Annotated in this window: 17 protein-coding genes and 2 tRNA genes; 11 read left to right on the top strand and 8 right to left on the bottom strand. The window is 72.0% G+C overall.

The window, feature by feature from the left end; all coding sequences use genetic code 11:
- Positions 1–6 precede the first annotated feature (6 nt).
- Positions 7–762: an AIM24 family protein gene (locus tag ACIO92_RS17140; RefSeq protein WP_366440200.1), complete on the top strand. Its 756-nt coding sequence runs from the start codon at positions 7–9 to the stop codon at positions 760–762.
- Between the two features lie 67 nt (positions 763–829).
- Here the strand turns inward: ACIO92_RS17140 and ACIO92_RS17135 are convergent, their stop codons facing one another.
- Positions 830–1,354: an NUDIX hydrolase gene (locus ACIO92_RS17135; protein ID WP_366440201.1), complete on the bottom strand. Its 525-nt coding sequence runs from the start codon at positions 1,352–1,354 to the stop codon at positions 830–832.
- Positions 1,351–2,829 (bottom strand): zinc-dependent metalloprotease, encoded by a 1,479-nt coding sequence (locus tag ACIO92_RS17130; protein WP_402057570.1) that lies wholly within the window; start codon positions 2,827–2,829, stop codon positions 1,351–1,353. Before ACIO92_RS17130 ends, ACIO92_RS17135 begins: the two co-directional genes overlap by 4 nt.
- 222 nt (positions 2,830–3,051) lie before the next feature.
- Here ACIO92_RS17130 and ACIO92_RS17125 point away from each other — a divergent pair, with 222 nt between their 5' ends.
- The 4 genes from ACIO92_RS17125 to ACIO92_RS17110 all read left to right on the top strand — a co-directional run bounded on the left by ACIO92_RS17125 (position 3,052) and on the right by ACIO92_RS17110 (position 6,581).
- Entirely contained in the window at positions 3,052–4,161 is a 1,110-nt protein-coding gene (locus ACIO92_RS17125) for an SDR family oxidoreductase (RefSeq protein WP_351781685.1), read from the top strand.
- A 411-nt stretch (positions 4,162–4,572) separates the two neighbouring features.
- On the top strand, positions 4,573–5,034 hold the full coding sequence (locus ACIO92_RS17120; protein ID WP_351781687.1) for a molybdenum cofactor biosynthesis protein MoaE: 462 nt from the start codon (positions 4,573–4,575) through the stop codon (positions 5,032–5,034).
- 258 nt (positions 5,035–5,292) lie between these two features.
- A complete protein-coding gene (locus ACIO92_RS17115) occupies positions 5,293–5,427 on the top strand; it encodes a hypothetical protein (RefSeq protein WP_401237076.1) in 135 nt (44 codons plus the stop codon).
- Positions 5,428–5,492: 65 nt separating this feature from the next.
- Positions 5,493–6,581 carry a PDZ domain-containing protein gene (locus tag ACIO92_RS17110; protein ID WP_366440204.1) on the top strand — a complete coding sequence of 363 codons (1,089 nt, stop codon included), beginning with the start codon at positions 5,493–5,495 and terminating at the stop codon, positions 6,579–6,581.
- A gap of 158 nt (positions 6,582–6,739) precedes the next feature.
- On the opposite strand, the gene ACIO92_RS17105 is transcribed toward ACIO92_RS17110, so the two are convergent.
- Positions 6,740–7,291, bottom strand: coding sequence for a PPA1309 family protein (locus tag ACIO92_RS17105; protein WP_366440205.1), 552 nt, complete (start codon positions 7,289–7,291; stop codon positions 6,740–6,742).
- A gap of 136 nt (positions 7,292–7,427) precedes the next feature.
- Here ACIO92_RS17105 and ACIO92_RS17100 point away from each other — a divergent pair, with 136 nt between their 5' ends.
- The 4 genes from ACIO92_RS17100 to ACIO92_RS17085 all read left to right on the top strand — a co-directional run bounded on the left by ACIO92_RS17100 (position 7,428) and on the right by ACIO92_RS17085 (position 12,746).
- Positions 7,428–10,328: a UPF0182 family protein gene (locus tag ACIO92_RS17100; protein ID WP_366440316.1), complete on the top strand. Its 2,901-nt coding sequence runs from the start codon at positions 7,428–7,430 to the stop codon at positions 10,326–10,328.
- Between the two features lie 45 nt (positions 10,329–10,373).
- A tRNA-Met gene (locus ACIO92_RS17095) sits at positions 10,374–10,447 on the top strand.
- Between the two features lie 201 nt (positions 10,448–10,648).
- Positions 10,649–12,604: a sel1 repeat family protein gene (locus ACIO92_RS17090; protein ID WP_366440206.1), complete on the top strand. Its 1,956-nt coding sequence runs from the start codon at positions 10,649–10,651 to the stop codon at positions 12,602–12,604.
- Positions 12,605–12,672: 68 nt separating this feature from the next.
- Positions 12,673–12,746: transfer RNA gene (locus ACIO92_RS17085), tRNA-Met, on the top strand.
- A 164-nt stretch (positions 12,747–12,910) separates the two neighbouring features.
- Here ACIO92_RS17085 and ACIO92_RS17080 read toward each other — a convergent pair.
- Complete coding sequence (locus ACIO92_RS17080; protein ID WP_351781696.1) at positions 12,911–13,330, bottom strand: Fur family transcriptional regulator; 420 nt, start codon at positions 13,328–13,330, stop codon at positions 12,911–12,913.
- 151 nt (positions 13,331–13,481) lie between these two features.
- Between ACIO92_RS17080 and ACIO92_RS17075 the strand changes: the two genes are divergently transcribed.
- Positions 13,482–14,951: a catalase gene (locus ACIO92_RS17075; RefSeq protein ID WP_366440207.1), complete on the top strand. Its 1,470-nt coding sequence runs from the start codon at positions 13,482–13,484 to the stop codon at positions 14,949–14,951.
- 122 nt (positions 14,952–15,073) lie between these two features.
- Here the strand turns inward: ACIO92_RS17075 and ACIO92_RS17070 are convergent, their stop codons facing one another.
- Together ACIO92_RS17070 and hisN are read right to left on the bottom strand one after the other, a co-directional pair.
- A complete protein-coding gene (locus tag ACIO92_RS17070; RefSeq protein WP_366440208.1) occupies positions 15,074–15,463 on the bottom strand; it encodes a CBS domain-containing protein in 390 nt (129 codons plus the stop codon).
- 510 nt (positions 15,464–15,973) lie between these two features.
- On the bottom strand, positions 15,974–16,783 hold the full coding sequence (gene hisN, locus ACIO92_RS17065) for a histidinol-phosphatase (protein WP_366440209.1): 810 nt from the start codon (positions 16,781–16,783) through the stop codon (positions 15,974–15,976).
- A 148-nt stretch (positions 16,784–16,931) separates the two neighbouring features.
- On the opposite strand from hisN, the gene ACIO92_RS17060 reads away from it, so the two are divergent.
- Entirely contained in the window at positions 16,932–17,570 is a 639-nt protein-coding gene (locus ACIO92_RS17060; protein WP_366440210.1) for a TetR/AcrR family transcriptional regulator, read from the top strand.
- Here the strand turns inward: ACIO92_RS17060 and ACIO92_RS17055 are convergent.
- Positions 17,462–17,785, bottom strand: a complete 324-nt coding sequence (locus ACIO92_RS17055; protein ID WP_366440211.1) for a multidrug efflux SMR transporter — start codon at positions 17,783–17,785, stop codon at positions 17,462–17,464. The genes ACIO92_RS17060 and ACIO92_RS17055 overlap by 109 nt on opposite strands.
- Before the next feature lie 92 nt (positions 17,786–17,877).
- Entirely contained in the window at positions 17,878–18,891 is a 1,014-nt protein-coding gene (rsgA, locus tag ACIO92_RS17050) for a ribosome small subunit-dependent GTPase A (RefSeq protein WP_366440212.1), read from the bottom strand.

Raw genomic sequence — 18,891 nt, 5'->3', positions numbered from 1 at the left:
AACACCATGCAGAGCCCGCTCTTCCACCACGCCGAACAGCAGAGCCAGGAGCGGTACGCCGTCCAGAACCCGCAGCTCCTGCGGGTCAGCCTCACCGGACAGGACGATGTCCTCGCCCGCAAGGGCGCCATGGTCGCGTACCAGGGACTGATCGACTTCGACGGCGAGTACCGGACCACGAACCAGCAACGGTCCCGCGCCCGCACCGGCGAGGGCCTCGACCTCATGCGCTGCTCCGGCCAGGGCACGGTCTACTTCGCCAACCTCGCCCAGCACGTGCACGTCGTCGACGTCGAGCAGGAGGGCCTGACCGTCGACAGCGCCTATGTGCTCGCGCTCGACTCCACCCTCCACACCGAGGTCATCGCCGTCGACAGCCAGTACGGCGTCTCCGGCACCGGCAAGTACCAGCTCAACATCTCGGGCCGGGGCAAGGTCGCCCTGATGACCTCGGGCCGACCCCTGATGATGCACGTCACACCCGACAAGTACGTCAGCGCCGACGCGGACGCGATCGTCGCCTGGTCCACCGGACTGCGCGTCCAGATGCAGGCGCAGACGCACAGCTCCAGCGTCCGCCGCAGGCGCGGCGACACCGGCGAGGGCTGGGAACTCAGCTTCCTCGGCCAGGGCTTCGCACTGGTCCAGCCCAGCGAGGTCATGCCCCCGCAGCACATGGCCGTAGGCCAGGGCGTCGCCGCCCAGTTCGGCGCCGGACAGCACGGCTCCCACGCCCAGAACCAGAACAACGCCTGGAACTGACCGCTCCGGACAGGGGTGCGGGGCGGTCACCACGGCGACCGCCCCGCACTCCTCTCACCCGTCCGGCCTACGGAAGCCGGGCCAGCGTCCCTTCGAGCAGCCGCACCACCGAGGTGTCCGCCACCTCCGCCACCTCGTCGTACGCGAACCAGCGCAGGTCCAGCGACTCCTCGCTGATCCGCTCCGCCGCACCCGCCGGGGCCAGCGCCGCGTACTGCACGTCCAGATGCCAGTGGCAGGGCGCCGGGATCGGATGCCGGTCGAGCCGCACCGGACCGCCCGGCAGCAGCGTCAGACCGTCGATCCCCGACTCCTCGGCCCCCTCCCGCAGGGCCACCGCCTCCATCGACACATCACCGGGCTCGCAGTGGCCGCCCATCTGCAGCCACAGACCCAGCTTCTTGTGCAGCGTCAGCAGCACCCGCCGCCGCGAGGGATCGACCACCAGCGCGCTGCCGGTCAGATGACCCGCCCCGCACGGCTTGTACATACCGTCCGGGTGCTCCGCCAGATGCCCCAGATACAGCTCGCGCAGCTCGGGCTGGCCCTCGTACTCCTTCAGCACATGGACCGCGTCGTCGTACAGGCTCACTTCGCGCCGTCGCCCTTGCCCTCGTCGCCGTCAGCGGAGGGACCATCGTCGCCGGAACGGCCCCCGTCACCGGAACGGCCCTCGGCCGCCTCGCCCAGCATCTTGTCCAGCTCGGAGAAGTCCAGGTGCTCGCGGTGCACGAACCCGTCCGGGTCGTCCAGGTCCGTGGCCGTCGGCAGCATGTCCGGGTGCTCCCACAGCGCGTCCCGGCCGTCCACCCCGCGCGCGTCGGTCAGCGACGCCCACAGGCGCGCCGCGTCCCGCAGCCGCCGCGGCCGCAGCTCCAGACCGATCAGCGTCGCGAAGGTCTGCTCGGCGGGACCGCCCGAGGCCCGGCGCCTGCGCAGCGTCTCGCGCAGCGCGTCCGCCGATGTCAGCCGCGACTTGGCGGCCTCGTGGACCACCGCGTCCACCCAGCCCTCGACGAGCGCCAGCGCCGTCTCCAGACGGGCCAGGGCCGCCTTCTGCTCCGGGGTGTCCTCCGGCTGGAACATGCCCTGCTGGAGCGCCTCCTGCAACTGCTCGGGATGCGTCGGGTCGAGCTGGCCCACCGCCTCCTCCAGCTTCGAGGTGTCGACCTTGATCCCCCGCGCGTACCCCTCGACCGCGCCGAACAGGTGCGCCCGGAGCCACGGCACGTGCGCGAAGAGCCGCTGGTGGGCGGCCTCGCGGAGCGCCAGGTAGAGCCGCACCTCGTCGGACGGCACGCCCAGGTCCTTGCCGAAGGCCTCGATGTTCAGCGGGAGCAGCGCGGCGCGCCCGGCCGGGCCCAGCGGCAGACCGACGTCGGTCGAGCCGACGACCTCACCGGCCAGCGCGCCGACGGCCTGCCCGATCTGCTGGCCGAACATGGCGCCGCCCATCGAGCGCATCATGCCGATCAGCGGGCCCGCCATGGCCTGCATCTCCTCCGGCAGGACGTCGCCCATCGCCGCGCCGACCCGCTCGGCGACCGGGTCCACGAGCTGCTGCCAGGCGGGCAGGGTCGCCTCGACCCACTCCGCGCGGCTCCACGCCACCGCCGTGCCCGCGCCGGAGGGCAGCGGGGTGACCTCGTCGAGCCAGAGGTCGGCGAGGCGCACGGCCTCCTCGACGGCGGACTTCTCGGCCGGGCCCACACTGGCGTCCTTGACGCCGTCGGGCGTGCCCTGGGCGACCACCTGGCGGGCGATCTGCTTGGCCATGTCCCAGTTCACGGGACCGCCCTCGTAGCTGAGCATCTGCCCGAGCTGCTGGAAGGCGGCACCGAGGTCGTTGGGGTTCAGGGAGCCGAACATCGCCGCGAAGGGGTTGTCCGCGCCGCCGGGCCCGCCGATGCCCGGCACTCCGCCGAAGCCGAACGGGTTCGCGCCGAACGGGTTGCCGCCCTGGCCTCCGGACCCCTGGCCACCTCCGGCGGGGTCCTTCTTCTTGCCCTCGTCGCCGTTCTCCGGCTCCTCCGGCGGAAGGCCGAATCCGAATGGGGTGTCACTCACGGGTTTCCTCGGCTCGTAGGGCCGCCGGCCTCCTGCCGACGGCGACTGCCCGACCGGGGTCCGTCCGTCAGTCCGGACGGGCCCCGCACACCACCAGCGTAGACATCCGAGCCGGATTCGGGCTCGGTGCTCCGCCGGGACGTGCCCTGCGGCAGGATGGACGCCACCTGGTCCGTACGCGTCATGCCCGTACGTACTGAAGACAACCGCTGGAGACGCCCGGTGAGTTCCCCAGATCCACAGGTTCGCGGAGCGCGAAACCCCTCAACCCGGTCCGCCGTGCGCGGCCCCGTCGTCGCGGTCACCGGCGCCGCGTCCGGCATCGGTGATCTGCTGATCAGACGGCTGGTCGCGTCCGACGAGGTCAGGAAGGTCGTCGCCGTCGACGAGCGGCGGGGCGAGGTCGCCGAGGCGCACTGGCACGTCCTCGACGTACGCGATCCGGCCATCGCGGAGAAGCTGCGCGGCGCGGACGTCGTCGTGCACCTCGCCGTCGACCTCGACCTGGAGACCGACTCCGCCGCCCGGACGGCCTACAACGTGCGCGGCACGCAGACCGTGCTGACCGCGGCCGCCGCCGCAGGTGTCCACCGGGTCGTCCTGTGCACCTCCGCGATGGTCTACGGTGCCCTGCCCGACAACGACATCCCGCTCTCCGAGGACGCCGAGCTCCGGGCGACGGCGGAGGCCACCGGTGTGGGCGACCTCCTGGAGATCGAGCGGCTGGGCCGCCGCGCGCCCCGCGCGCACCCCGGGCTCAACGTCACCGTGGTCCGCCCGGCCGTCCTCGTCGGCGGTACGGACACGGCGCTGACCCGCTACTTCGAGTCGCCCCGGCTGCTCGTCGTCGCCGGATCCCGGCCGACCTGGCAGTTCTGCCACGTCGAGGACCTGGTGAGCGCCCTGGAGTACGCGGCCCTGGAGAAGGTCGACGGCGAGCTGGCGGTCGGCTGCGAGGGCTGGCTGGAGCAGGAGGAGGTCGAGGAGCTGTCCGGCATCCGGCGCATGGAGCTGCCCTCGGCGGTCGCGCTCGGCGCGGCGGCCCGGCTCCACCGGATCGGCCTCACCCCGTCCCCGGCGGGCGACCTCGCCTACACCATGCACCCGTGGGTGGTGAGCGTCGGACGGCTCCACGACGCCGGATGGCGTCCGAAGTGGACGAACGAGGAGGTCCTCGCCGCGCTCCTCGCGGAGGCGGCGGGCCGTCACACGGTCGCGGGCCGCCGTCTCGGCCGCAAGGACGCCACGGCGGCGGGCGCGGCCGGTGCGACGGTGGCCCTGCTCGGCACGGCGGCCCTGGTCCGCCAGATGCGGAAGCGGCGCGGGATCTGACCGGCCCACCCCGTACCCGATCCGGCCGGGGACGGCCGTACGCGCACGCGTGAGGCCCTTTCGGCGGCCGGTGGCGGGGCAAGGACCCCCACCAGGGCCGACGCGCCCGGAGGGGCCGTCCAGGCGTACGGGCCGGCTCGTACGGCTGGACGGCGGGGCGCCCACCCCGGCGGGCACGCGCGCGTACAGCCCGACAGCTCCGGTCCCCGTCCGTCCGCGTCCCCCGTCCGCCCCGGTCCGCCCCCGTCCGTCCGTCCGCGCCTCCGGTCCGGGACCGTCCCGTACGGGCGGCTGTGACGGCCCGTACGGGACGGTGGCCGCCGCGATCTGTAGGACCCTCCGAGACGCGCCGCCGACCGCAGGTCGAAACCGCTATTCCGGGATGTCGGACCGGTGCGGCACGATGGGCGCATGGGACCGAAGCATGACCACCCCGGCGAGCTGGCCGCCGCCGACCCGATCAAGCTCCTCGCGATCCGGGAGACCCCGCTCTCCGTGGACGAGGTCTTCCGGGCGGTCGGTGACGACGCCGCCGGTGGTACGACGCTCTTCGTCGGCACCGTCCGCGACCACGACGGCGGCGCGGACGTCGACGGGCTGGGGTACTCCTGCCACCCGAGCGCCGAGGCGGAGCTGAGGCGCGTCGCGGAGAAGGTGGCCGCCAACCATCCGGTGCGGGCGCTGGCCGCCGTCCATCGGGTGGGCGAGCTGCGCGTCGGTGACATCGCGGTCGTCGTCGCGGTGTCCTGCCCGCACCGGGCCGAGGCCTTCGAGGCCTGCCGCAGGCTCATCGACGACCTCAAGCACGAGGTGCCGATCTGGAAGCACCAGACGTTCTCGGACGGTACGGAGGAGTGGGTCGGGGCCTGCTGAGCCCCGCCGGGCGGCTGCCCCCGCCGGACCCCGGACGGGCAAGCCGACACGCCGACACGACGTAGCCGAACGCCCGATTTGCGTAACCGGCCCCCACGCGCGAGCGTTGACCCCACAGCTGACACAGTCTGCTGATCAACTCACTGGGGATGGGAGGTCGGGATGGCGGCGCTGGCCTGGTTGCTTATTCCGCTTTTCGCAGTCGTCGGCGCGGCGATATGGGGAAGCTGGGCTTCGAGGAACAAGACCATAGGTGACGTGGCCGAACTCGCCGGTTACGCCCGCTTCCGGGACGCGATGGAACGCGCCCACACCACGACCTCCGAGGCCCCCCGGCCGGAGCGCGAACCGGCCGCGACGGCCGCCCCCGCCCCCACCTCCGCCCCGGGCTGACACGGGCCCTCCGTACGGCCCCGCCCCACGGGTGCGCCCACAGACGATTCCCGTACTGTCGTTCCATGCCACGCCGCACCGCGACGATGCTCGCCTCCACCCTGGTCCTGATCTGTCTGCTCATCGCGGGCGTTCTGATCCCGGTGCCGTACGCGGAGATGAGCCCGGGACCCACGGTCAACACCCTCGGCGACGCCAGGGGAGAGCCCGTCCTGAAGATCTCGGGACACAAGACCTACCCCACCGACGGTCACCTCAACATGACGACGGTCCGGGTCACCAGCGCGGACTACCGGATGAACGCCGTCGAGGCCGTCTACGGCTGGCTCGCCCACGACAACGTGGTGGTGCCGCACGACACCCTCTACCCGGACGGCAAGACCGAGGAACAGTCGACCCAGGAGAACGCCGAGGAGTTCAGCCAGTCCCAGGAGAGCGCCAAGGTGGCCGCCCTGAAGGAGCTGGACATCCCGGTGGTCTCGCGGGTCGTCGTCGGCGCCGTGGTCAAGGGTTCGCCCTCCGAGGGCAAGCTGCACGCCGGTGACGTGATCAAGGCTGTCGACGGGGTGCCGATCGTGAAGCAGGCCGATGTGGCCCGGGAGGTCGTCAAGCGGAAGCCCGGCCAGGACGTCGAGTTCACGATCGTCCCGGTGAAGGAGGCGGCCGCCGCCGAGAAGGCGCGCAAGGAGCCGACCGTCACCCGGAAGGTGGTCATCAGGACCACCACGTCGGAGGAGGGCGACCGGGCCGTCGTCGGCATCCAGGCGGGCACCGACCACGTCTTCCCGTTCACCGTCGACATCAACCTCGCCGATGTCGGCGGGCCCAGCGCGGGCCTGATGTTCGCCCTCGGGATCGTCGACAAGCTGACCCCGGAGAGCCTCACCGGCGGCCGGTTCATCGCCGGGACCGGCACCATCGACGACGACGGCAAGGTCGGTCCGATCGGCGGCATCGACATGAAGCTCGTGGGGGCGCGCGCCGCGGGCGCCCAGTACTTCCTCACCCCGGCCGACAACTGCGAGTCCGCGGCGGCCGACACGCCCGACGGTCTGACCCTCATCAAGGTCGACACCATCGACGACGCCAGGAAGTCCCTGGAGAAGCTCAGGGACGGCGACACGAAGGCCCTGCCGAGCTGCTCGAAGAGCTGACGGAAAGGACCGGGGCCGCGATCCGCCGCCCGCGATCACGGCGTGATACCCACGGGGGCCTGCGCGGGCCCCACGGGGAGAGGTCCACACCGAGGGGTTCACGGGGAGGGGCTCCCGGCCAGGTCGGCCGGGAGCCCCTCCTTCGCGACGGTCCCGGGTCAGGACTCGAAAGTCGCCGTCAGCGCCTCGGCGAGGCCCGGCACCAGGTCGGGGCCGGTGAGGACCTCGGTCGCGCTGTCCTTCTCACGGAGCCGGATCGCCGCCTCGCGGGCGCCGCTCCGCAGCACCGCGACCGTCATCCGCACCTCCTGACGGTCGGGGTGGCCGGCCACCCACTTGGCGAGCTGCTTCTCGTTCAGGCCCTGGGGGACCTGGGCCTCCGCCGACGGCGGCAGCATCAGCCGCTCCACCGTCATGGCGCAGCCCACCACACCGGCGGGCCAGGCGATCGTGCCCAGGAACTCGTCGAGGGGCTTTCCGCGCGGCAGCTTGTCCTGCTCGATCGGTGTGTAGGCGGTGGCGTCGGCGCCCAGCCCCAGCTGGGAGGCGAGCGCGGGTTCCTTGGCGCGTAGCCGCGCGGTGTCGACAAGGGCGAAGAGGCGGGCCGGCTGGTCCCAGCCGAGGCCCGCCGCGTACTCGTCGATCTCGAGGACCGCGCGGGTGAGGGGGCTCGCTGCCATGGCCGGGCCGGAGGGGGAAAGGTTGGACATGACCAATATCCTGCCTCCTCCACCCCGGAACACGGGAACTAGGTAAAGCCTCAGTAAGTTGCATCAGTGGGCTCTACGATCGCGGGGCCTGCTTTTCAGACGCATCAACATCGAGGGGCGCACGTTGGCTTTCCAGATGCCGGACCGGGGCGGTAGGCCGTCCGGGCCGAGGATGAGAGTCGGCCGGCCGTCCCGGCGGGCCCGCACCCTGCTCATGACTCTCGGGGTGCTGGCCGTCCTGGCCATGGCGTTCGTGATGTTCGCCGGGTTCTGGACGGACTGGCTCTGGTACCGCTCGGTCGAGTACTCGTCCGTGTTCACCACCATGCTGTGGACCAAGATCGGCCTGTTCGCGGTCTTCGGGCTGCTGATGGGCCTCGCCGTGGGGCTGAACATCTGGCTGGCGTACCGGCTGAGGCCGCCGCTCAGCGCGATGTCGCTGGAGCAGCAGAGCCTCGACCGGTACCGGATGGGTCTCGCCCCGTTCAAGAAGTGGGTGCTGCTCGCGGTCACCGCCCTGGTGGCGCTGATCGCCGGTGCCTCCGCCTCGGGCCAGTGGCGCGCCTGGCTCATGTGGGTCAACGGCGAGCGCTTCGGCCAGAAGGACCCGCAGTTCGGGCTCGACGTGGCGTTCTACGCCTTCGACCTGCCCTGGTACCGCTTCCTGCTGTCCGTGGGCTTCGCCGCCGCCGTCCTGTCGCTGATCGCCGCCGCGGTCACGCACTACCTGTACGGCGGACTGCGGATCACCAGTCCGGGCGCGCGGGCCACCGCCGCCGCCACCGGGCACCTCTCGGTGCTGCTCGGCGTCTTCGTGTCGCTGAAGGCCGTGGCGTACTGGCTCGACCGGTACGGCCTCGCGGTGAAGTCCAGCGACTTCAAGGCCACCGGCAACTGGACGGGCCTGCGGTTCGTCGACGCCAACGCGTACCTGCCCGCGAAGACCATCCTGTTCTGCATCGCAGTGATCTGCGCCCTGCTGTTCTTCGCGACGCTCTGGCGCCGCACCTGGCAGCTGCCGGTCATCGGCTTCGGCCTGATGGTGCTCTCGGCGGTCCTGATCGGCGGGCTGTACCCGGCGATCGTGCAGAAGTTCCAGGTCCAGCCGAACGAGCAGGCCAAGGAATCGCCGTACATCCAGAAGAACATCGACGCGACCCGCCAGGCGTACGCGATCGACGGGACGAAGCTGGAGAACTACTCGGGCAAGTCGACGGTCAAGGCCAAGGACCGGCTGCGGGCGAACGCCGACACGGCGGCCAGCTACCGCGTCCTCGACCCGAACATCGTCTCGCCGACGTTCCAGCAGCTGGAGCAGAAGCGGAAGTACTACCAGTTCCCGACGACCCTGGACGTGGACCGCTACCAGGGCAAGGACACCGTCGTCGGTCTCCGTGAGCTCAACATCAAGGGCATCCCGAAGCGGAACTGGATCAACGACCACTTCACCTACACCCACGGCTACGGCGCGATCATGGCCTCGGGCACGCAGACGGACGCCAACGGTTCGCCCGTCTTCACCGAGTCCGGACTGCCGACGACCGGCAACCTCGGCACGTACCAGCAGCGGATCTACTACGGCGAGAAGACCGACCAGTACTCGATCGTGGGCGGCCCGCAGAAGGAGCTGGACTACGAGGAGAACGGCGAGAAGACCACCAGCTACAAGGAGAAGAGCGGCGTCAGCCTCTCCAACACCTTCAACCGCGCCGCGTACGCGGTGGCCTTCAGCGAGCCGCAGATCCTCTACTCGGGGGCCATCGGCGAGGGCTCGCGGATCCTCTACAACCGCACGCCCAAGGAGCGCGTCGAGGCGGTCGCGCCGTGGCTGACCATCGACGGCGACGCCTACCCGGCGGTCGTCAACGGCAAGATCCAGTGGATCGTCGACGCCTACACGACCAGCAACGGCTACCCGTACGCCTCGCGGACCACGCTCGGCGACACCACCGCCGACTCGCTGACCGTCGGCAACCAGCAGCGGGCCGTGGTCGCCCAGCAGAACCAGGTCAACTACATCCGCAACTCGGTGAAGGCCACCGTCGACGCCTACGACGGCACGGTGAACCTCTACCAGTGGGACACCCAGGACCCGGTCCTCAAGACCTGGATGAAGGCCTTCCCCGACACGGTCAAGGCGAAGTCGGAGATCGGCACCGACCTGATGCAGCACCTGCGCTACCCGCAGGACATGTTCAAGGTCCAGCGCGAACTGCTGACCCGCTACCACGTCACCGACCCGGCGCAGTTCTACAGCGGCTCGGACGCCTGGCAGGTGCCGGACGACCCGACCAACAAGGACGGCAACGCGGTCCCGCCGTACTACCTGAGCATGAAGATGCCCGGGGACACGGTGCAGCGGTTCTCGCTGACGACCACGTTCACGCCGAACGGACGGCCCAACCTCGGTGCCTTCATGGCGGTCGACGCCGACGCCACGAGCAAGGAGTACGGCCGACTGAGACTGCTCAGGGTCACCGAGGACGTGCCGGGTCCGGCGCAGGTGCAGAGCAAGCTGAACGGTCTGCCGTCGGTGGCCACCTTCGTCCGGGACATGAAGGGCGCCGACTCCGACATCCAGTACGGCAACCTGCTCACCGTCCCGCTCGACGGCGGCTTCCTCTACGTGGAACCGGTGTACGCGCAGGGTCGCAACGCGCTCTACCCGCTCCTGAAGAAGGTCGCGGTGTCGTACGTGGACGCGGACCAGCCGGCGGGTGACACGACCAAGGACACCACGGTGTTCGAGGACAACCTCACCAAGGCGCTCAACGCGGTCTTCGGGGTGGAGGCGCCCACCACACCGCCCACCACGCCCACGACCCCGCCGGGCACCACCAACCCGCCGCCCGCCACCGGCGACGCCGCGCTGAAGCAGGCCATCGCCGACGCGCAGAAGGCCTACGACGCGGGCGAGGCGGCCCTGCAGAAGCAGGACTGGACCGCGTACGGCAAGGCCCAGCAGGATCTGCAGGCCGCGCTCCAGCGGGCCGCGGAGGCCGGAGCCAGCCTCAAGACGACCGGATCGGGCGGCTGACCTGAGGTTTTCCACCCCGCGTCCGTGATACTGTGGTTTCACCGACGCGGGGTGGAGCAGCTCGGTAGCTCGCTGGGCTCATAACCCAGAGGTCGCAGGTTCAAATCCTGTCCCCGCTACTCAGAGGACGAGGGCCCGGATCCATATGGATCCGGGCCCTCGTCGTGTGTCGAGACGCGGAGGGGCGTGAAGGGCGGCAGGGAAGGGCGAGTTGGTGTGAGTCGTGTTTGACTTGTCTCTCTGTGGGCATGTCGACAAAACGCTGAGTGACCTCACTGGCTGCGGTATACCAGGTGTGCTCGGGTGTGGGTGGTGCGACGATGGTATTTATGGGGGACAGGGCAACTCTGTTGGAGACAGGGCGGTTTGTGCAGCGGCACGCGAGGAACGCCGCAGACGAGATCATCGAGGCAGCGAGGGCCGTCGATGCGATCCTCGACACCGCCACCCCGACCGATGCCGACACCGAGAACGAGACCGAGACCGAGGCCCGTCACCGACGCGCCGCCGAGAACGGCGACGTCCCCGCGATGAGCGCCCTCGGTGCCCTGCTCCTGCGCCGCGGCGACCTCGACGGCGCCGAGCCCCATCTGCGCGGCGCGACCTCCGAGGGCGACCGTGCCGCCGCCAACAACCTCGGCGTCCTGCTGCACCAGCGCGGATACGCCGAGGAGGCCGCGGGCTGGTGGCGGGTCGCCGCCGTCGCGGGCTCCGCACCCGCCGCCCACGCGCTCGGCCGCCACCACCGCGAGCGCGGCGACGAACCCGCCGCCGAGTACTGGCTCCGCCAGGCCGCCGAGCAGGGCCACGCCCTCGGCGCGTACGCCCTCGCCGACCTCCTGGAACACCGCAGCGACGTCGGCGCCGAGCGCTGGCTGCGCGCCGCCGCCGAACAGGGCCACCGCGAGGCCGCCTACCGGCTCGCCCTCTCCCTGGAGCGCCGCGCCACCGAGACCACCCGGGGCCCGCACGACACCGGCACCCGGCTCAGGGTGCCCGCCGCCGCGGTCGCCCCCGGCGCCACCGCGCCCGGCCCCGCCCTGCCCGCCACCGGCGAGCCCGCGGGCGGACCCACCGAGGCCGAGCAGTGGTTCCGGCAGGCCGCCGCGCGCGGCCACCGCAGGGCCGCGCTCCACCTCGGCGCGCTCCTGGAGCACCGGGGCGAGCTCAAGGAGGCCGGCCGCTGGTACCTCAGTTCCGCCAAGGAGGGCGAGGCCAGGGCCGCCTGCGCGCTCGGCTTCCTCCTCCGTGACGCGGGCGACGAGGAGAGCGCCGCCGTGTGGTGGCTGCGCGCCGCCCAGGACGGCGACGGCAACGCGGCCAACGCCCTCGGCGCGCTGCACGCGGCCCGGGGCGAGCAGCAGACCGCCGAGCGCTGGTACCGCGCCGCCATGGACGCGGGAGACGTCAACGGCGCCTACAACCTCGGACTGCTCTGCGCCGCCCAGGACCGCATCCCGCAGGCCGAGCAGTGGTACCGCAGGGCCGCCTACGCGGGCCACCGCGAGGCCGCCAACGCCCTCGCCGTACTGCTCCTCCAGGCGGGCGACGCCAACGGCGCCGAGCCCTGGTTCTCCAAGGCGGCCGAGGCCGGCAGTGTGGACGCCGCCTTCAACCTGGGCATCCTGCACGCGGGCCGGGACGACGACCGCACCGCCCTCGTCTGGTACGAGCGGGCCGCCGCCGCCGGACACACCGAGGCCGCCCTCCAGGTCGGCATCGCCGCCCTCAGGGACGGCGACGAGCGGACCGCCGAGCGGCACCTGCGCTGCGCGGCGGGCGGCGGCAGCGCCGAGGCCGCCTTCCGGCTGGCCTCGGTCCTCGACGCCCGCCGGCCCGAGCCCGGCCCCGCCGTGCTCGGCGCGTCCCAGGACGAGAAGAGCGAGTGCGAGGAGTGGTACGAGCGGGCCGCCGAGCAGGGGCACCGGCGCGCCCAGGTGCGGGTCGGGATGCTCGCCGCGGGGCGCGGCGACCTCGCCGAGGCCGCCCGCTGGTACCGGGAGGCCGCCGAGGCGGGCAGCCGCAACGGCGCCTTCAACCTCGGACTGCTCCTCGCCCGCGAGGGCAGCGAGCGCGAGGCCGCCCTCTGGTGGACCAGGGCGGCCCGAGCCGGTCACGGCCGCGCCGCGCTCCGCCTGGCGCTGCTCGCGGCCCGCCGGGGCGAGCTGACCGAGGGGCGCCACTGGTGCGCCCGCGCGGTGGAGCTGGGTCCGGCGGAGGTCGCCGAGCGGGCGGCCCGGCTGAGCGAGGCACTGCACCAGGAGCTCACGGCGTGACCGCCGGATGCCCCCCGGCAATGGATTTGCGCTGGTCGCGGGGTGTCCCGTACAGTCGTGTTTACCGACGCGGGGTGGAGCAGCTCGGTAGCTCGCTGGGCTCATAACCCAGAGGTCGCAGGTTCAAATCCTGTCCCCGCTACTCAGTAGCGACGAAGGCCCGGATCCAGTCACTGGATCCGGGCCTTCGTCGTGTTCCGGTGCGTCCCGACGTCTTTGGGGAACGGCTCCGGTGTGTGGGGGCGGGCGCGTACGTGGAAGGCCCCCGCCGTGGCGGGGGCCTTCCACGGGGGAACGCGGGCCGGGTCAGGCCGTGGTCGCGCAGCTCGGGCAGATGCCCCGGTAGGTGACCTCGACGTTCGAGATCGTGAAGCCGAAGCGCTCGGTGGCGGGCAGGTCCGCCAGCGGGTCGCCGCCCGGGTGGACGTCGCGGATCGCGCCGCAGCGGGCGCAGACCAGGTGCTGGTGGGGCCGGTGCGCGTTGGGGTCGTAGCGCTTGGCGCGGCCGTCGGTCGCCACCTCGATGACCTCGCCGAGGGAGACCATCTCGCCCAGCGTGTTGTAGACGGTCGCGCGCGAGATCTCGGGCAGTCGCGTCACCGCGCGCGCGTGGACCTCGTCGGCGGTCAGGTGTACGTGGTCCCCGTCGAGCACTTCGGCCACCACGCGCCGCTGCGCGGTCATCCGCCAGCCGCGTCCGCGCAGTCGTTCCAACAGGTCACTCATGGGGGCAAGCCTAACAGTCGGGGGGTTCCACTCCGAACAGGTGTGACTTTGGAAGCTCACTTGACTTAGACAATGTCCATTGTAGGATCGGGAACGGCAACGGCCGAGATCCCTCTTCAGGGAGCGGGCCGGAGGACAGGACACGCAGGACATGACGTCGGAGGCGCACGTGACGCAGGGACCGCTCACCACGGAGGCCGGCGCGCCGGTCGCCGACAACCAGAACAGCGAGACGGCGGGCGTCGGCGGGCCGGTCCTCGTCCAGGACCAGCTCCTCATGGAGAAGCTCGCCCACTTCAACCGCGAGCGCATCCCGGAGCGGGTCGTCCACGCGCGCGGGGCGGGCGCCTACGGCACCTTCACGCTCACCCGTGACGTCTCGCGGTGGACGCGCGCGGCCTTCCTCTCCGAGGTCGGCAAGGAGACCGAGACCTTCCTGCGCTTCTCCACCGTCGCGGGCAACCTCGGCGCGGCCGACGCCGTGCGCGATCCGCGCGGCTGGGCGCTGAAGTTCTACACCGAGGAGGGCAACTACGACCTCGTCGGCAACAACACCCCGGTGTTCTTCATCAAGGACGCCATCAAGTTCCCCGACTTCATCCACACCCAGAAGCGCGACCCGTACACCGGCTCGCAGGAGCCGGACAACGTCTGGGACTTCTGGGGCCTCTCCCCGGAGTCGACCCACCAGGTCACCTGGCTGTTCGGCGACCGCGGCATCCCCGCCTCGTACCGTCATATGAACGGCTACGGCTCGCACACGTTCCAGTGGAACAACGAGTCCGGCGAGGTCTTCTGGGTGAAGTACCACTTCAAGACCGACCAGGGCATCAAGAACCTCACCCAGGACGAGGCCAACCGCCTCGCGGGCGAGGACCCCGACTCGCACCAGCGCGATCTGCGCGAGTCCATCGAGCGCGGCGACTTCCCCACCTGGACCGTGCAGGTCCAGATCATGCCCGCGGCCGACGCGGCGGACTACCGCTTCAACCCGTTCGACCTCACCAAGGTGTGGCCGCACGAGGACTACCCGCCGATCGAGATCGGCAGGCTGGAGCTGAACCGCAACCCGGAGAACGTCTTCGCCGAGGTCGAGCAGTCCGTCTTCAGCCCGGCGCACTTCGTGCCCGGCATCGGCCCGTCCCCGGACAAGATGCTCCAGGGCCGTCTCTTCGCCTACGGCGACGCCCACCGCTACCGCGTCGGCATCAACGCCGACCACCTGCCGGTGAACCGCCCGCACGCCACCGAGGCGCGCACCCACTCCCGTGACGGCTTCCTCTACGACGGCCGCCACAAGGGCGCGAAGAACTACGAGCCGAACAGCTTCGGCGGTCCCTTCCAGACCGGCCGGCCGCTCTGGCAGCCGGCCGCCGTCTCCGGCGTCACCGGCGACCACGCCGCCCCCTCGCACGCCGAGGACGACGACTTCGTGCAGGCGGGCGATCTCTACCGCCTGATGTCGGAGGACGAGAAGGGCCGTCTGGTGGCGAACCTGGCGGGCTTCATCGCCAAGGTCTCCCGGGACGACATCGCCGAGCGGGCCGTCGACAACTTCCGCAAGGCGGACGGCGACTTCGGCAAGCGGCTCGACACCGCGGTCCAGGCCCTGCGCGGCTGAGAGCGCCTGCCGTGGAGGAAGCGGACCGGACCTCCCTGCGGGGGCCGGTCCGCTTCCGTGCGTCCGCGCGCGCCTTCGCACCGGACCGGGTGCGGGCCCGCTCGTGCGCGTTCGCGCGCGGCTCAGCCCGCGACGCTGTGCACCGGGGCCCAGCAGCGGATGATGTCGCGCACGGAGACCATGCCGACGGGTCCCCGGTCGTCGAGGACGACGAGGTGCCGGAAGCCGCCGTGGGTCATCGCCTCGGCCGCCTCCACCAGGGTCCAGCGGGGCGCGGCGAAGACGACCTCGTGGGTGGTGTGGGAGCCCGCGGTCTCCAGGTCGGGGTCCTGGTCCCGGGCCAGGGAGCGGAGGATGTCGCGCTCGGTGAGGATGCCGAGGCCGCCTTCGTCGGCGTCGAGGACGACGGCGGCGCCGACGCGTCGCGCCGCCATCAGCCGGGCGGCCTGCCGGAGGGTGTGGGCGGGGCCGATGGTGAGGACCACGGTGCTCATGGCGTCACGGACGAGCATGGGCGGAGCCACCTCCTTGGTGCGGCCCGCGAGGAGAGGCCCGGCGCCGGAGGCGCCCGACGGGAACCGCACAAGTTCACAAGCGGGGGACTCACAGAGTCGCACCGGGGGAGAAAGCCGACAAGGGGGCACGTGCGGCACCACCGGGGGTGCCTATCGCGCCGTGCGCGCCCGGCGTACGGACGCCCTCCGCGCGCCCGCGGGGGAGTCTCGTGTGGCGCGACCGTCCGGGCTCACGGGGGAGGCCCGAGCCCCGTCGCGGGCCCATCCCGGTGGTGCTCCCGGAAGGACGGCACCGCCCCGGAGGGATGCCGCCCCGCGATACGGCCTGGCGAGATGCCGCCCGCCCGCGATACGGACCTGGTGAGGCGTCGCCCCACCCCGCGATACGGACCCTGAGGGGTGGTCGTCGCGCTCTGCGATACGGGCCCTGGGGGTGCAGCCCGCCCCGTGAGGCGGGCCCGGCGAGGTGTCGAGCCGTCAGTGAGGTGCCGTGCGCCCCCACCGGCCTCAGTCCGCCGCGGGCTCCTGGTTCAAGTAGCTCAGCAGTTCGCCGTGGAGCAGGCCGTTCGAGGCCGCCGCGTTGCCGCTGTGGGGGCCGTGCCGACCGTCGAGGCCGGTGTACGTACCGCCCGCCTCCTGCACCACGACCGCCACCGCCGCCATGTCCCACAGCGACAGCTCCGGCTCCGCGCAGATGTCCACCGAGCCCTCCGCGACCATCATGTACGGCCAGAAGTCGCCGTACGCCCGGGTCCGCCAGCACGCGCGCGTGAGGTCGAGGAAACCGTCGAGGCGGCCCTGCTCCTCCCAGCCGTTCAGCGAGGAGTACGCGAAGGAGGCGTCCGCCAGGGACTCGACCTTCGACACCCCGATCCGGCTCGCCGACGCCAGGCTCCGCCCGGTGTACGCGCCGAGGCCCTTCGCCGCCCACCAGCGGCGGCCCAGAGCCGGAGCCGACACCAGGCCCACCACCGGCTGGAACCCGGTCTCCCCGGCCTCCATCAGCGCGATCAGGGTCGCCCAGACCGGCACCCCGCGCACGTAGTTCTTCGTTCCGTCGATCGGGTCGATCACCCAGCGGCGCGGGCCCGTGCCCTCCACGCCGTACTCCTCGCCCAGGATCGCGTCGCGCGGCCTGGCCCGCTGGAGCTGACCCCGGATCAGCTCCTCGGCCGCCTTGTCGGCCTCGCTCACCGGGGTCATGTCCGGCTTCGTCTCCACCCGCAGATCGAGCGCCTGGAAGCGGTCCATGGTGGCCGCGTCGGCGGCATCGGCGAGGACGTGGGCGAGACGCAGGTCATCGTGGTAGTCGGCCATGTCCGGCACTCTATCGCCGTGCGCCCGGCGCCCGGCGAACCGTCCACGGCCGCCCCGCGACCCCTTGACAGCGCCCGCCCGGCTGCCGACGCTGGGGCGCGGAGCCGCGTACGGAGACGTACGGGAACGTCCGGTCCGGGAGGCGAGGATGCCGACTGCCCGCGAGGCCCTGCTCGACGCGGCACTCGCCGCGCTCGCGCACCGGCCCTGGTCCACCGTGCGGATGGCCGATCTGGCCGCCGTCGCCCGGGTCTCCCGGCAGACCCTCTACAACGAGTTCGGCAGCAAGGAGGGCCTCGCCCGCGCGCTCGTCCGGCGGGAGGCCGACGCCTACCTCACGGGTGTCCGGCGGCTCCTCGACGCCCCCGGGCCGCCGGGACGGAACCTGGTGGACGTCGCCGAGTGGATCGTGACCCGGGCCGCCGCACGCCCGGTCCTGCGGGCCCTGCTCACCGGCGCCTGGAGCGACCGGTTCCCCGCGCCCCGTCCGGCGAGACCGGGGGCCCGTCCGGCGGCCGCCCCCGCCCAGCGGCGGGCCGACGAGGGCCCGCCCGCCCCCGGCGAACTGGTGGCGGCGGCCGTGGCCTGCGCGGGCGAGGAGCGGGCGGCGGGCTGTGAACTGGCCGTCCGGCTCGCGCTCAGCCATGTCGTCGCGCCGGAACCGCCCGGCGCGGACGGTCAGTGGGTGGAACCGGACAACTGGAGCCCGATCACCCCGAGGACGACCAGCGTGATCGAGACGATCTTGAGCGTGGAGACCAGGTCGCCGAGGAACACCATGCCGTAGATCGCCGTCCCGGCCGCCCCGATCCCGGTCCACACCGCGTACGCCGGACCCACGTCGAGCTTGCGCAGCGCCACGGTCAGCAGTCCGAAGCTGCCGAGCGCGAACGCCGCGAAGGCGACCGTCGGCCACAGCCGGGTGAATCCGTGCGAGAGCTTCAGACAGACCGCGAACCCCGTCTCCAGGATGCCCGCCACCACCACAAGCAGCCACGCCATCGTCAGTGCCTCCCACGCCGTCGGTGACTGCTTCGTCGCACTTGGTGCGATTATGCACTCACCGATCGCGGCAGCACGTAAACATGGACGGGTCAGTCGCCTTCGCGTCGCTCCCGCGTCGAGAGCAGCCGCCGCAGCGACTCGAGCCGCGCCGGATCGGCGTGCCCCTCCGCCACCCACGCGTCGAGGGCGCAGTCCGGCTCGTCGTGGCTGCACGCGCGCGGACAGTTCTCCGTGCCCGGTACGAGATCGGGGAAGGCGAGGATCACCCGGGACGGGTCGACGTGGTGCAGCCCGAAGGAACGCACGCCCGGGGTGTCGATGACCCAGCCGCCCTCCTTGTCGTCCAGCGGCAGCGCGAGCGCGGAGGTGGTCGTGTGGCGGCCCCGGCCCGTGACCGCGTTGACCACGCCCGTGGTCCGTCGCCGGTCCGGCGGCACCAGCGCGTTGACCAGCGTCGTCTTGCCGACGCCCGAGTGCCCCACGAAGGCCGTCGTCCGGCCCTTGAGGTGCTCGTGGACCCGGTCGGCGGCGACCCCGTCCACGAACTCTTCACGGGTGGTCACCACGTACGGCACGCCCAGCGCGCCGTACATCTCCAGGAGCGCGTCCGGCGCCGCCAGGTCCGACTTGGTGAGGACCAGCAGCGGGCTGAGACCACCGTCGTACGCGGCGACCAGACAGCGGTCGATCAGCCGGGGGCGCGGCTCGGGGTCGGCCAGCGCGGTGACGATCGCCAGCTGGTCGGCGTTGGCGACGACCACCCGCTCGTACGGGTCGTCGTCGTCGGCCGTCCGGCGCAGCACCGAGCTGCGCTCACCGATCCGCACGATCCGGGCGAGGGTGTCCTTCTCGCCGGAGAGATCGCCGACCAGAGAGACCCGGTCGCCGACGACGGCCGCCTTGCGGCCCAGCTCACGGGCCTTCATCGCGGTGATCGGCCGGTCGTCCACCAGACAGGTCAGCCGTCCCCGGTCGACGGTGAGGACCATGCCCTCGACGGCGTCCTCGTGCTTCGGGCGGATCGTCGTCCGGGGCCGGGTGCCCTTGCGGTTGGGCCGCTGGCGGATGTCGTCCTCGTCGGTGTTCTTGCCGTAGCGCCGCAT

Origin of the sequence: Streptomyces sp. NPDC087215, assembly GCF_044744885.1 — a bacterium.
Classification (GTDB): Bacteria; Actinomycetota; Actinomycetes; order Streptomycetales; family Streptomycetaceae; genus Streptomyces.
The sequence above is the reverse complement of the archived record's forward strand: the minus strand, read 5'-3'. Positions and strand labels throughout refer to the sequence as shown.